10 protein-coding genes are annotated in these 13,009 nt (G+C 66.5%); 6 read left to right on the plus strand and 4 right to left on the minus strand.

Going from position 1 to position 13,009, the window contains the following annotated elements:
• Positions 1-13: 13 nt before the first annotated feature.
• From coaBC to C5O79_RS08835, 4 genes are all read right to left on the minus strand, one after another.
• Positions 14-1,225: a bifunctional phosphopantothenoylcysteine decarboxylase/phosphopantothenate--cysteine ligase CoaBC gene (gene coaBC, locus C5O79_RS08820; protein ID WP_122474265.1), complete on the minus strand. Its 1,212-nt coding sequence runs from the start codon at positions 1,223-1,225 to the stop codon at positions 14-16.
• A 67-nt stretch (positions 1,226-1,292) separates the two neighbouring features.
• Positions 1,293-1,793: a signal peptidase II gene (lspA, locus tag C5O79_RS08825; protein ID WP_039368190.1), complete on the minus strand. Its 501-nt coding sequence runs from the start codon at positions 1,791-1,793 to the stop codon at positions 1,293-1,295.
• 2 nt (positions 1,794-1,795) lie between these two features.
• Complete coding sequence (gene ileS, locus C5O79_RS08830) at positions 1,796-4,633, minus strand: isoleucine--tRNA ligase (protein WP_122474264.1); 2,838 nt, start codon at positions 4,631-4,633, stop codon at positions 1,796-1,798.
• A 104-nt stretch (positions 4,634-4,737) separates the two neighbouring features.
• A complete protein-coding gene (locus tag C5O79_RS08835; protein ID WP_039368185.1) occupies positions 4,738-5,730 on the minus strand; it encodes a bifunctional riboflavin kinase/FAD synthetase in 993 nt (330 codons plus the stop codon).
• 122 nt (positions 5,731-5,852) lie between these two features.
• Between C5O79_RS08835 and purN the strand changes: the two genes are divergently transcribed.
• From purN to nadC, 6 genes are all read left to right on the plus strand, one after another.
• Positions 5,853-6,515: a phosphoribosylglycinamide formyltransferase gene (gene purN / locus C5O79_RS08840; RefSeq protein ID WP_039368183.1), complete on the plus strand. Its 663-nt coding sequence runs from the start codon at positions 5,853-5,855 to the stop codon at positions 6,513-6,515.
• On the plus strand, positions 6,512-7,777 hold the full coding sequence (locus C5O79_RS08845; RefSeq protein WP_046544589.1) for an RsmB/NOP family class I SAM-dependent RNA methyltransferase: 1,266 nt from the start codon (positions 6,512-6,514) through the stop codon (positions 7,775-7,777). Before purN ends, C5O79_RS08845 begins: the two co-directional genes overlap by 4 nt.
• A gap of 18 nt (positions 7,778-7,795) precedes the next feature.
• Positions 7,796-9,178, plus strand: coding sequence for a mechanosensitive ion channel domain-containing protein (locus C5O79_RS08850; protein WP_122474263.1), 1,383 nt, complete (start codon positions 7,796-7,798; stop codon positions 9,176-9,178).
• A gap of 226 nt (positions 9,179-9,404) precedes the next feature.
• A complete protein-coding gene (locus tag C5O79_RS08855) occupies positions 9,405-10,598 on the plus strand; it encodes an acyl-CoA desaturase (protein WP_039368179.1) in 1,194 nt (397 codons plus the stop codon).
• A gap of 303 nt (positions 10,599-10,901) precedes the next feature.
• Complete coding sequence (gene nadA / locus C5O79_RS08860) at positions 10,902-12,038, plus strand: quinolinate synthase NadA (RefSeq protein WP_122474578.1); 1,137 nt, start codon at positions 10,902-10,904, stop codon at positions 12,036-12,038.
• Complete coding sequence (gene nadC, locus C5O79_RS08865) at positions 12,038-13,003, plus strand: carboxylating nicotinate-nucleotide diphosphorylase (protein ID WP_236862299.1); 966 nt, start codon at positions 12,038-12,040, stop codon at positions 13,001-13,003. The genes nadA and nadC overlap by 1 nt, the downstream gene beginning before the upstream one ends.
• Positions 13,004-13,009: the final 6 nt, after the last annotated feature.

The following is a 13,009-nucleotide window of genomic DNA, read 5'->3' on the forward strand; positions in this document are numbered from 1 at the left end:
GCCGCGCGGGAGATCAGATCAGGCGGTTGTCGGGCAGGCGCTTCGCGATTTCCGCGACGAGCGTGTGCGCGAGTTCGTCCTTCGGTGCGCGCGGCAGGCGCGTGAGGCCGGCGGCCTCGAACAGCACGACTTCGTTGTCGTCGCGCCCGAATGTCAGCGGGCCGAGGTTGCCGACGAGCAGCGGCACGTTCTTGCGCTTGCGCTTTTCGTCGCCGTGCACGTCGAGGTCGCCGCTTTCGGCCGCGAAGCCGACGCAGAACGGCGGGTCGGGCAGCGCCGCGACCGACGCGAGGATGTCGGGGTTCTCGACGAACGCGAGCGCGGGCACCTTGTGGTCGGCCGTCTTCTTCATCTTGTGCTCGGCCGGCTGGGCGACGCGCCAGTCGGCGACTGCCGCCACTGCGATGAAGATGTCGGCATCGGTGACGGCATGCATGACCGCATCGTACATCTGCTGCGCCGTCTGCACGTCCTGGCGGTAGACGCCCCACGGCGTGTCGAGCGCGACCGGCCCCGCGACGAGATGCACGTCGGCGCCGGCCTGCTGCGCGGCGCGCGCGAGCGCGAAGCCCATCTTGCCGCTCGAGCGGTTCGTGAGGCCGCGCACCGGATCGAGCGGTTCGAACGTCGGGCCGGCCGTGATCAGCACGCGCCGGTGCGCAAGCACCTTCGGCGCGAAGTGCGCGACGATCGCTTCGTAGATCGCCTCGGGCTCGAGCATCCGGCCGTCGCCGACTTCACCGCATGCCTGCGCGCCCGAATCCGGGCCGAGCACCGACACGCCGTCCGCGCGCAGTTGCGCCGCGTTGCGTTGCGTGGCCGGGTTCTGCCACATCTGGCGATTCATCGCGGGAACGACGAGCAGCGGGCAATCGCGCGCGACGCACAGCGTCGACAGCAGATCGTCCGCGAATCCGTGCGCGAGCTTCGCGAGGAAGTCCGTCGATGCGGGCGCGATCACGATCGCATCGGCTTCGCGCGACAGGTCGATGTGCGCCATGTTGTTGTCGACGCGCGCGTCCCACTGGCTCGTATAGACGGGCCGGCCCGACAGCGCCTGCATCGTGACGGGCGTGATGAACTGGGTAGCGGCTTCGGTCATCGCGACCTGCACGGTCGCGCCGGCCTTCACGAGCAGCCGCGTGAGCTCGGCGATCTTGTAGCAGGCGATGCCGCCCGTCAGGCCGAGAACGAGGTGTTTTCCTGCGAGTTCTGCGTGTGCCAACTCAGGCCTCCAAGGGTCAAACGGAACGGCCGGCGCGAAGCCGGCCGTCGACGCCGAGTATGCGCGCTTAGCGTGAGCCGCGCACGCGACGCAGTTCGTCGTAGATCAGCAGCACCGCGCCGACCGTGATCGCGGAATCGGCGAGATTGAACGCCGGGAAGTGCCAGGCGCCGAGATGGAAATCGAGGAAGTCGATCACGTGGCCGTAGACGAGCCGGTCGATCACGTTGCCGAGCGCGCCGCCGAGGATCATCGCGAGCGACAGGCTGAACAGCCGCTGCTGGCCGTGACGCTTCAGCAGGAAGCAGATCACGAGCGTCGCGCCGATGCCGAGCGCGGTGAACGCCCAGCGCTGCCAGCCACCCGCGGTCGACAGGAAGCCGAACGCGGCGCCGCGGTTGTACACCAGCACGAGATTGAAGAACGACGTCAGCTCGTGCTGCGCGCCGTACGCGAACGTCTTCAGGATCGCGATCTTCGACAGCTGGTCGAACAGGATCACGATCAGCGAAATGCCGAGCCAGGGCGCAAGCGCGCCGCTGGCCGGTTTCGACAGGGTTTTCGCCATAGTTAAGCAGCGCTCCGGGTTTCGCCGTTTTCGAACAGGTTGGAGAAGCAGCGGCCGCACAGCGTCGGATGATCGGCATGCGTGCCGACATCTTCACGGTAGTGCCAGCAGCGCTCGCACTTCTGGTACGTCGACGCGGCCACGTCGACGCTTTCCTGCGCTTCGTCGTCGACCTTGACGACCGTCGCAGCCGACGTGATCAGCACGAACTTGAGATCCTCGCCGAGGCTCGTGAGCGCGTCGTAGCGTGCGCCGCTCGCGTGCACGGCGACTTCGGCCTGCAGTGACGAACCGATGCGGTTCGCGGTGCGGGCTTCCTCGAGCGCCTTCGTCACGTTGCCGCGCACATCGCGCAGCAGTGCCCACTTCTCGATCAGTGCGGCGGAGCCGTCGACTTCCGGATACGCGTAGTAGGTTTCCGTGAAGATCGTGTCGCTGGCCGGCTGGAACACCTTCCACGCTTCTTCCGCCGTGAACGACAGGAACGGTGCGAGCACGCGCAGCAGGCCGTGCGTCAGGTGGTACAGCGCCGTCTGCGCGGAGCGGCGTGCGCGCGAATCGGCCGCGCTCGTGTACAGGCGGTCCTTCAGCACGTCGAGGTAGAAGCCGCCGAGATCTTCCGAGCAGTACGTCTGCAGCTTCGCGACGACCGGGTGGAATTCGTACTTTTCGTAGTGGCCGAGCAGTTCCGTCTGCAGTTGCTGCGAGAACGCGACCGCATAACGGTCGATCTCGAGCCATTCGTCGACGGGCACCGCGTGCTGCGCGAAGTCGAAGTCCGACAGGTTCGCGAGCAGGAAGCGCAGCGTGTTGCGGATGCGGCGATAGCCTTCGGTCACGCGCTTCAGGATTTCCTCGGAGATCGCGAGCTCGCCCGAATAGTCGGTCGAGGCGATCCACAGGCGGATGATTTCCGCGCCGAGGCGGTTCGCGACTTCATGCGGGTCGATGCCGTTGCCGAGCGACTTGCTCATCTTGCGGCCTTCGCCGTCGACCGTGAAGCCGTGCGTGAGCAGGCCCTTGTACGGCGCGCGGCCGTCGATCATCGATGCGGTGAGCAGCGACGAGTGGAACCAGCCGCGGTGCTGGTCCGAGCCTTCGAGGTAGAGGTCGGCCGGGAACTGCAGCTGATCCTTGTGCGAGCCGCGCAGCACGTGCCAGTGCGTCGTGCCCGAATCGAACCACACGTCGAGCGTGTCGCGGTTCTTTTCGTACAGGTTCGCGTCGTCGCCGATCAGCTCGCGCGGGTCGAGCGTCTGCCACGCCTCGATGCCCGACTGCTCGACGCGCTTCGCGACTTCCTCGAGCAGCTCGAGCGTGCGAGGATGCAGCTCGCCGGTTTCCTTGTGCACGAAGAATGCCATCGGCACGCCCCACTGGCGCTGGCGCGACAGCGTCCAGTCAGGACGGTTCGCGATCATGCTGAACAGGCGCTGCTTGCCCCAGGACGGGTAGAACGCGGTCGCGTCGACGCCTTCGAGCGCCGTTTCGCGCAGCGTCTTGCCGCCGTCGCGCGGCGTCACGTCCATCCCGGCGAACCACTGCGACGTGGCGCGGTAGATGATCGGCGTCTTGTGGCGCCAGCAGTGCATGTAGCTGTGCGTGTACTTCTCGCTGCGCAGCAGCGAGCCGGCTGCATTCAGCGCCTCGACGATCTTCGGGTTCGCGTCCCAGATCGACAGGCCGCCGAACAGCGGCAGCGATTCGATATAGCGGCCGTCGCCCATCACCGGGTTGATGAAGTCGGAGTCGGTCATCCCGTGCGCCTTGCACGACACGAAGTCCTCGATACCGTACGCGGGCGACGAGTGCACGACGCCGGTACCGGTGTCGGTCGTCACGTAGTCGCCGAGGTACACGGGCGCGGTGCGCTTGTAGCCGGGGTGAGCCGACGCGAGCGGGTGGTGGAAGCGCAGGCCCGCGAGCTTCACGCCCGGCGCGGTCGCAACGACGCGGCCGGTCAGCTTGAAGTCGGTCATGCATGCTTCGACGCGCTCTTCCGCGATGATCAGCAGCCCGCGCTCGGTGTCGACCAGCGCGTAGACGATTTCCGGATGGAGGTTCAGCGCCTGGTTCGCGGGAATCGTCCACGGCGTGGTGGTCCAGATCACGATGCCGCCTTCGGCGCGCGGCAGCGCCGGCAGGCCGAACGCCTGCGCGGTCTTTTCCGGTTCCGCGAACGCGAACATCACGTCGATCGTCGGATCGGTGCGGTCCTTGTACTCGACTTCCGCTTCGGCGAGTGCCGAGCCGCAGTCGAAGCACCAGTTCACCGGCTTCAGCCCGCGATACACGTAGCCCTTCTCGATGATCTTGCCGAGCGCGCGGATCTCTTCCGCCTCGTTCACGAAGTTCATCGTCTTGTACGGGTTGGCCCAGTCGCCGAGCACGCCAAGACGCTTGAAGCCGACCTTCTGCTTCTCGATCTGCTCGGTCGCGTACGTGCGCGCCTTGCTCATCACTTCGGCCGCCGGCAGCGACTTGCCGAACTGCTTCTCGATCTGGATCTCGATCGGCATCCCGTGGCAATCCCAGCCCGGCACGTACGGCGCGTCGAAGCCGGCCATGTTGCGCGACTTGACGACGATGTCCTTCAGGATCTTGTTGACGGCGTGGCCGAGGTGGATGTCGCCGTTCGCATACGGCGGGCCGTCGTGCAGGATGAACTTCGGACGGCCGGCGCTGGCCGCGCGGATCTTCTCGTAGATGCCGCGCTCTTCCCATTCCTTGACCCACTGCGGCTCGCGCTTGGGTAGGTCGCCGCGCATCGGGAACGGCGTGTCGAGCAGGTTGACCGGATACTTGGCCTGCGGTTTCGAATCGGCTTTCTTGTTGCTCATGATGGGATCGCTATCTAAATCTCGGGGGACGCGCGAGCGTCGTGAATCGGGTATGCGCGCGACTGGGCGGCGCGAGGGTGCGGCGCGGGGCGCCGCTGTCCGGATCAGCTAATTCGGTCGGTGGCCGACGTCGCGAAGCCCGTGGCGCGGCTGCCCGGCGCACGGTCGCGCTCGATGAAATACGCACGCGCATTCGCGACGTCCAGCGCGATCGCGCGCGACAGCGCCTCGAGATCGTCGAATTTCGCCTCGTCGCGCAGCTTCTTCAGGAATTCGACGCGGATGAGCTTGCCGTACGCATCGCCGTGCCAGTCGAGCAGGTGCACTTCGAGCAGCACGCGGCCCGAATCGTCGACGGTCGGGCGCAGGCCGAGGCTCGCGACGCCCGGCAGCGGGGCGGGGCCGAGGCCGTGCACCTGCACGACGAAGATGCCTGCGAGCGCCGGCCGCTTGTGTGCGATCGGCAGGTTCAGCGTCGGGAAGCCGAGGTCGCGGCCAAGCTTCAGCCCGTGTGCGACGTGGCCGCTGATCGCATAGCCATGGCCGAGCGCCTGCGCGGCCGCTTCGAGATCGCCGGCCGCGAGCGCGGCGCGCACGCCCGAGCTCGAAATGCGCGTGCCGTCGCTGCCGGCCACCGTACCCATCTGCTCGACCTCGAAGCCGTACTGCGCGCCGGCCGCCTGCAGCGTGTCGAAGGTGCCCGCGCGTTTTGCGCCGTAGCAGAAATCGTCGCCGACCATCATCCAGCGCGTGTGCAGCCCGTTCACCAGCGTGCGTTCGACGAACGCCTGCGGCGACTGGCTCGCGAACGTGTGGTTGAAGTGCTCGACGACCACGCGGTCGACGCCGTGATCGCGCAGCGCCTCGAGCTTGTCGCGCAGCATCGCGATGCGCGGCGGTGCGCCGGCCGGGTTGAAGAATTCGCGCGGGTGCGGCTCGAACGTCATCACGCACACGGGCAGGCCGCGCGCGTCCGCTGCCGCGCGCACGCGCGCGAGCAGGGCCTGGTGGCCGCGATGGACACCGTCGAAGTTGCCGATCGTCAGCGCGCAAGGCGCGCGGCTCTCGGCGTTGGGCAGGCCGCGGAAGACTTTCACGATAGCGGATGCAGCGTCGGGGAATGGGCGGTGGGATGCCGCAAAGCAGAAGATTATAAACGTTCGGGCGGCCCGACGGCCGAGAAGGGGGGAAACGCGGGGGCGAATGGTAAAATTCGCGGATGAAAAAACTCGTGATCCTGATTTCCGGTCGCGGCAGCAACATGGAGGCCATCGTCCGCGCGTGCGCGCAGGAACGCTGGCCGGCCGAGGTTGCGGCCGTGATCGCCAACCGGCCCGACGCGGCCGGCCTGGCATTTGCCGCGTCGCACGGGGTGGCGACGGCGGTGGTCGACCACCGGTCGTTCGACGGCCGCGACAGCTTCGACGCGGCGCTCGCCGCCGAGATCGACCGATTCGCGCCCGATCTCGTGGTCCTCGCCGGCTTCATGCGCATTCTCACGCCCGCATTCGTCAGACGATACGAAGGCCGGCTGCTGAACATCCATCCGTCGCTGCTGCCGAGCTTCAAGGGCATTCACACGCACCAGCAGGCGCTCGACGCGGGTGTCGCGCTGCATGGCGCGAGCGTGCATTTCGTGATTCCCGAGCTCGACAGCGGCGCGATCGTCGCGCAGGGCGCCGTGCCCGTGCGCGCGGGCGACGACGCGGCCGCGCTCGCGCAGCGTGTGCTGACGGTCGAGCATGTGCTGTATCCGCGCGCGGTGCGCTGGTTCATCGAGGGGCGCCTGCGCCTCGAGAACGGCCGTGCAGTGGTGGCGCCGGAAGAGGCGCGCTGGATTTTCGCGGATCAACCGCATACCGAAACGAGTGAGGGCGTATGAAACTGCACGGATTCCTGATCGGCCAGACCGAGACTTTGCTGGCCGAGGTGCTGAAGTTCGCCGGCCCCGCCGATGCGACGACGAGCCGGTTCTTCCGCGCGCATCCGAAGCTCGGGCATGCCGAGCGGGGCGTGATCGCCGAGGCCGTGTTCGCGGTGCTGCGCCGCAAGATGGAGTTTTCGCACCTCGCCGAGAGCGGCACGGGCACGCCCGCGCGGCGCCTCACGCTGCTGGGCCTGATGCAGACGGTCGGCCGCAATGCGCTGAAGCCGTTCCTGTCGGACACCGAGTCCGCATGGCTCGAACACGTGTCGAAGATCGATCCGGCGAGCCTGCCCGTACGCATTCGCACGAACCTGCCCGACTGGATCTACCAGGCGCTGTCGGCGCGTTTCGATGGTGAGGAACTCGCGCAGCTTGCCGCCGCGCTGAACTACCCGGCACCGCTCGACCTGCGCGCCAACGCGCAGAAGGCAACGCGCGACCAGGTGATCGAAGGGCTGCGCGTGAGCGGCATCGATGCGGGCGCGACGCCGTTCGCGCCGTTCGGCGTGCGCGTGGTCGGCAAGCCGGCGCTGACGCGCCTGAAGTTGTTCGAGGAAGGCGCGATCGAGGTGCAGGATGAAGGCAGCCAGCTGCTGTGCTCGCTGGTCGCGCCGCGCCGCGGCGAGATGGTCGTCGATTTCTGTGCGGGTGCGGGCGGCAAGACGCTCGCGCTGGGCGCGATGATGCGCTCGACCGGGCGCCTCTACGCGTTCGACGTGTCAGAGAAGCGCCTGGCGAAGCTGAAGCCGCGCCTTGCGCGCAGCGGGCTGTCGAACGTGAACCCCGTGCTGATCGACAGCGAACACGACGCGAAGATCAAGCGGCTCGCCGGCAAGATCGACCGCGTGCTGGTCGATGCACCGTGCAGCGGCCTGGGCACGTTGCGCCGCAACCCGGACCTGAAGTGGCGCCAGACGCGCACGGCGATCGACGAGCTGACGCCGAAGCAGGCGTCCATCCTCGCGAGCGCCGCGCGCCTGGTGAAGAAGGGCGGCCGGCTCGTCTACGCGACCTGCAGCGTGCTCGACGCCGAGAACGAACGCATCGTCGAACAGTTCCTGGCCGACCATCCCGACTTCGTGCTGGTACCGGCGCAGAAGGTGCTGGAAGACCAGCGCATCGAGCTCGAGACGGGTGACTACCTGTCGCTGTGGCCGCATCGTCACGCGACCGACGGCTTCTTCGCCGCGGTGCTCGAACGGCGCGCTGCGCAGTAACGGCGGGCCGGACGGACGATGGAGAATCTGCAGAGCCGCCTGCTGTCGCACCGGCTGGCATCGGTCATTCGTGACTTCCACCAGCCGGTGATGATCTGGCAGGCGGCGATACTCATCGGTGCGCTGTGCTTCGCATGGGTGGCCGCGCGCTTCGTGCACGGCCGGATCGACGCGCGCCGCCGGGCAGCCGGACGTGCGCCCGGCGCGGGCGCGCAAAGCCTGAAGCGCGCGTTGTTCCCGTTGTTCGGCAGCGTGTTCGTGGGCGGCGCGCAGCTCGCGTTCGACCCGTTCATGTCGACGTCGCTGCTGTCGCTCGCGCTCGTGCCCTTGTTCGGCATCGGGCTGATCTACGTGCTGTTCTTCTTTGCCCGGCGCATATTTGCGCGCGACGGCCACACGCATGCATGGCTGTCGATCGTCGAGAAGATCGTGTCGACCGTCGTGTGGGCCGCGATGGTGCTGACGGTGCTCGGCATCCAGCGCGACGTGCTCGGCTGGCTCGACAGCGTGCAGTTCCGTGTCGCCAATGCGCATCTCACGCTGCTGTCGGTGATCTCGGGCGCGCTGTGGGTGTGCGTGACGCTGATGGTCGCGATGTGGCTCGGCTCGGTGCTCGAGGATCGCCTCACGCGCGCGAGCACGCTCGACGCGAACCTGAAGGTCGTACTGTCGCGGGTCGGCCGCGCGCTGCTCGTGTTCGCGGCGATCCTGATCGGGCTGTCGCTGGTCGGCATCGACGTGACGGTGCTCGGCGTGTTCGGCGGCGCGGTCGGTGTCGGCCTCGGTTTCGGGCTGCAGAAGATCGCCAGCAACTACGTGTCGGGCTTCATCATCCTGCTCGACCGCTCGCTGCGGCTCGGCGATGCGATCAGCGTCGGCGGTCTGCAGGGCGTCGTCACGCAGATCCGCACGCGCTATACGGTCGTGCGCGGCCTCGACGGCAACGAGACGTTGATCCCGAACGAAAAGCTGATCACCGACGTCGTGCAGAACCAGTCGTCGTACCTGACGCGCGGCTACGCGAAGGTCGCGGTGCAGGTCGCGTACACGAGCGATGTCGAGCACGCGCTCACGCTGCTCGCCGAGGCAGCCAAAGGTGTGCCGCGTGTGCTGGCCGAACCGGCTCCGACCCCGTATCTGGTGAGTTTCGGGGCGGACGGGATCGACCTGGAGCTCGGGTTCTGGATCGAAGATTCGGCGAAGGGCACGTCCGGTGTGCGTTCGAGCGTGAACCGCAACATCTGGCGCCTGTTCGGCGAGCACGGGATTTCGATTCCGTTCCCGCAGCGCGAAGTGCGCGTCGTCGGGTTGCCAGACGGTTTTTCCGCTGCGGGCGCGGCTGCCGGGCTCGATCCGACCGCCGCCAACGGCGCGTCGGACGGGCGCGCACCGGCTGCATAGCGCGCGCCGGCCGCCAATCCAGTCGTATCGACCCCGCGGTCGGAACCGGATCGCGGGCCTTTTCAAGTCCGCCCGTGGACTGCGCCGGTTGCGTCAGGGCAAGAAAATGTTCATTTTTTACAAAGACTTGGAACGGTTGAAGTAAAATTCTGGTCTACACGCGGTATGCTTTCATTTTTCTGACGCTTGGCGCGGGCCGGCGTCGCTCTCATCACAGGTAACTGCCTTGTTGAATTCCCTGCTCGATTTTCTTTCCCACGGGCTCCTGCATTTTTCGTGGTGGCAGGTCGCGCTGTTCGCGCTCGCCGTCACGCACGTCACGATCATCGGCGTGACGGTCTACCTGCACCGTTGCCAGGCGCATCGCGCGCTTGAGCTGCATCCGATCGCGAGCCACTTCTTCCGCCTCTGGCTGTGGATGACCACCGGCATGCTGACCGGCCAGTGGGCCGCAATTCACCGCAAGCACCACGCGAAGTGCGAGACCGAGGAAGATCCGCACAGCCCGCAGACGCGGGGCATCTGGAAGGTGTTCCTCGAGGGCGCCGAGTTGTATCGCGCGGAAGCGAAGAACGAAGAGACGATGCGCAAGTTCGGCCACGGCACGCCGAACGACTGGGTGGAGCGCAACGTCTATTCGAAGTACCCGATTCTCGGCATCAGCCTGATGATGGTGATCGACGTCGCGCTGTTCGGCGTGATCGGCCTCACCGTGTGGGCCGTGCAGATGGTCTGGATTCCGTTCTGGGCGGCTGGCGTCGTCAACGGCTTCGGCCACTTCTGGGGCTATCGCAACTTCAACTCGGCCGACGCGAGCACGAACCTGTTCCCGTGGGGCATCGTGATCGGCGGCGAAGAGCTGCACAACAACCACCACACGTTCGCGACGTCGGCGAAGCTGTCGAACAAGTGGTACGAGTTCGACATCGGCTGGATGTACATCCGCATCATGTCGGCGTTCGGTCTCGCGAAGGTGAAGAAGGTCGCGCCGACGCCGCGTCTGAACAAGCCGAAGACGGTGCTCGACCAGGAAACGCTGCAGGCCGTGCTGTCGAACCGCTACGAAGTGATGGCGCGCTACGGCAAGGCGGTGAAGCGTGCGTACCGCCAGGAGCTCGCGCACCTGAAGGAAATCGGCGGCGAGAAATACCAGATGATGCGCGGCGCGCGCAAGTGGTTCCACAAGGACGCCGACGGCCTCGACGAGCCGCAGAAGAAGCTGCTGCCGGAAATCTTCGCGAACAGCCAGAAGCTGCAAACCTACTTCCAGCTGCGCCAGGATCTCGCTGCGATCTGGGATCGTTCGACCGCATCGCGCGAACAGCTTCTCGCGCAATTGCAGGATTGGTGCCATCGCGCAGAACAAAGCGGCATCAAGGCGCTGCAGGAATTCGCGACGCGCCTGCGCCGCTACGCCTGATTCGAAATCGATTAGAATCTAAGGACGTCAAAAACCCCGCGTTGGCGGGGTTTTTTATTTGGTCCGCCGGTTTTTGAAGGTGATCGGCAGGGCTGGATTCGTATGAGGCTTGGGGCAGCGTGGAAGTGTTGTTCCGGGGCGAACGCAGGGGATGGGATCGGAGTGGGCGCTGAGGCGCTGACGCTGATCGACCGCGAAGGATGGGACCCGAGTAAGCGCTGAAGCGCGAACGTGGGTCGACCGCGAAGCATGGGACCAGCGTAAGCGCTAAAGCGCAAACGCTGGTCGACAGGAGATATGGAGATGCAATCGACGATCAAACCCGTCGAGTACGACCGGCCCGTTGCAGCAGGGACCGTGTGCGGTGTGGGGCAGGCGTGGGCCAAGGTGCCCGATGCGCCGTCCGCCGAAGAGCGCGCTGCGCTTAAGGCGCGCATCAAGGCATTGCTCGTGCGTGAAAAGGCCGTGCTGGTCGCGCACTACTACGTCGACGCCGAGTTGCAGGAGCTCGCCGACGAAACCGGCGGCTGTGTCGCCGATTCGCTCGAAATGGCCCGCTTCGGCCGCGACCACGACGCGCAGACGCTCGTCGTTGCCGGCGTGCGCTTCATGGGCGAAACCGCGAAGATCCTGAGCCCGAACAAACGCATCCTGATGCCCGATCTCGACGCGACCTGCTCGCTCGACCTCGGCTGCCCCGTCGACGAATTCTCGGCGTTCTGCGATGCGCATCCCGACCGTACCGTCGTCGTCTACGCGAATACCAGCGCCGCCGTGAAGGCGCGCGCGGACTGGATGGTCACGTCGTCGATCGGCCTCGAGATCGTGGCCGACCTGCATGCACGCGGCGAGAAGATCATCTGGGCGCCGGATCGCCATCTCGGCAGCTACATCCAGAAGAAAACCGGCGCGGACATGCTGCTGTGGCAAGGCTCGTGCCTCGTTCATGACGAATTCAAGGGCATCGAGCTCGACCTGCTGCGCGCCGAATATCCAAACGCGAAGGTGCTCGTCCACCCCGAATCGCCGGAAAACGTTGTCGCGCAGGCCGATGTGGTCGGCTCGACCACGCAGCTGATCGACGCGGCGGTCAAGCTCGATGCGACGCACTTCATCGTCGCGACCGATCTCGGCATCCTGCACAAGATGCAGCTTGCGGCGCCCGGCAAGACCTTCATTGCCGCGCCGACGGCCGGCAACAGCGCCACCTGCAAGAGCTGCGCGCATTGCCCGTGGATGGCGATGAACGGCCTCGCGAACCTCGCCGACGTGCTCGAGCGCGGTCACAACGAGATCTTCGTCGATCCCGCGATCGGCGAGCGCGCACGCCTGCCGATCGACCGGATGCTCGATTTCGCGGCCGCGCACAAGAAACGCGTGCAGGCGAGCGGCGACCTGCAGCGCGATCAGCAATTGTTTGCAAACGTGGGGGCTGCGTAATGAATAGCCCCCACGCTCGCATTCGTTCCCTGCCCCCCGAGGGGGCGGCCACCTTCCTTGGGGGCGGCCCGGCGGAAGGCGGCGCGAACTCCGCAGTATCCCCGCTGTTCGACGTCGTCCGCGTGCAGTACGGCGCGGCATTCGACGACGCGATCGCGCGCAATGTGGCTGATGCGATCGCGGAAGACGTCGGCACCGGCGACCAGACCGGGCGGCTCGTGCCGGCCGGCGGGCGTCGCCGTGCTCGCATCATCGTGCGCGAGGAAGCCGTGCTGTGCGGCGTGCCGTGGTTCGAGGCCGTGATTGCCCGGATCGATCCGGCGATCGTCGTGCAGTGGCGTTATCGCGAAGGCGATCGTATGTCGCCCGATTCGACCGTCTGCGAACTCGAAGGGCCGGCGCGCGCGCTGCTGACGGCCGAGCGCAACGGGCTGAACTTCCTGCAACTGCTGTCGGGCGTCGCGACGGCGACGCGTCGTTACGTCGATCGCGTCGAAGGCACGCGCACGAAGATCCTCGATACGCGCAAGACGCTGCCGGGCCTGCGGCTCGCGCAGAAGTACGCGGTGCGCGTCGGCGGCGGTGAGAACCAGCGTCTCGCGCTGTACGACGGCATCCTGATCAAGGAAAACCACATCGCGGCGGCAGGCGGTGTCGGCGAGGCGCTCGACGCGGCGTTCGCGCTGGAGTCGGGCGTGCCCGTGCAGATCGAAGTGGAAACGCTTGCGCAACTCGATACGGCGCTCGCACATCGCGCGCAGTCGGTGTTGCTCGACAACTTCACGCTCGACATGATGCGTGAAGCGGTGCGCGTGGCGAACGGCAAGGCCGTGCTCGAAGTGTCGGGTGGCGTCAATTTCGATACGGTGCGGGCATTCGCGGAAACGGGGGTCGACCGTATCTCGATCGGCGCGCTGACGAAGGACGTGCGCGCGACGGATTATTCGATGCGGATCGTCGACTGACCGAAC

It is taken from the genome of Burkholderia sp. SRS-25 (genome assembly GCF_004343765.1).
Classification (GTDB): domain Bacteria; phylum Pseudomonadota; class Gammaproteobacteria; order Burkholderiales; family Burkholderiaceae; genus Burkholderia; species Burkholderia contaminans.

What these genes read in the sequence shown, in the direction of transcription:
- lspA (WP_039368190.1), bottom strand. Translation starts at nt 1,793, where the DNA reads ATGGCGAAAACCCTGTCGAAACCGGCCAGCGGCGCGCTTGCGCCCTGG.
- ileS (WP_122474264.1), bottom strand. Translation starts at nt 4,633, where the DNA reads ATGAGCAACAAGAAAGCCGATTCGAAACCGCAGGCCAAGTATCCGGTC.
- purN (WP_039368183.1), top strand. Translation starts at nt 5,853, where the DNA reads ATGAAAAAACTCGTGATCCTGATTTCCGGTCGCGGCAGCAACATGGAG.
- C5O79_RS08845 (WP_046544589.1), top strand. Translation starts at nt 6,512, where the DNA reads ATGAAACTGCACGGATTCCTGATCGGCCAGACCGAGACTTTGCTGGCC.
- C5O79_RS08850 (WP_122474263.1), top strand. Translation starts at nt 7,796, where the DNA reads ATGGAGAATCTGCAGAGCCGCCTGCTGTCGCACCGGCTGGCATCGGTC.
- nadC (WP_236862299.1), top strand. Translation starts at nt 12,038, where the DNA reads ATGAATAGCCCCCACGCTCGCATTCGTTCCCTGCCCCCCGAGGGGGCG.
- nadA (WP_122474578.1), top strand. Translation starts at nt 10,902, where the DNA reads ATGCAATCGACGATCAAACCCGTCGAGTACGACCGGCCCGTTGCAGCA.